The 418-nt window shown below is 72.0% G+C and carries 1 protein-coding gene; it reads left to right on the top strand.

The window, feature by feature from the left end; translation table 11 throughout:
• Positions 1 to 418: FAD-binding oxidoreductase (locus EOE66_RS21635; RefSeq protein WP_245479136.1), on the top strand; the 418-nt coding region annotated here is incomplete at both ends.

The raw sequence follows: 418 nt of genomic DNA, 5'->3' as shown, positions 1-418 counted from the left end.
CCCGTGCCGCCCGCCATGCTGGCCGCGCTGCGCGCGGCCTTCGGCGAGCGCTGCAACACCGCCTTGAGCGTGCGCGAGCAGCACGGCCGCGGCGAGCGCGTGTACGACGCCGCGCCGCCGGAGGCCGTGGTCTTCTGCGAAAGCAACGAAGACGTGATGACCGTTGTGCGCCTGGCCGCGGCGCACGGCGTGCCCGTCATCCCCTACGGCACCGGCACCTCGCTGGAAGGCCACCTGCTGGCGGTGCAAGGCGGCGTCAGCATCGACCTGAGCCGCATGAACCGCGTGCTGCGCCTCAACGCCGAAGACCTGACGGTGACGGTGCAGGCCGGCGTGACGCGTGAGCAGCTCAACCGCGAGATCCGCGACAGCGGCCTCTTTTTCCCCATCGACCCTGGGGCCAACGCCAGCCTGGGCG

Origin of the sequence: Rubrivivax rivuli, assembly GCF_004016505.1 — a bacterium.
In the GTDB taxonomy this organism is placed as follows: Bacteria; Pseudomonadota; Gammaproteobacteria; order Burkholderiales; family Burkholderiaceae_C; genus Rubrivivax; species Rubrivivax rivuli.
This window is presented reverse-complemented; position numbering and strand designations above follow the sequence as displayed.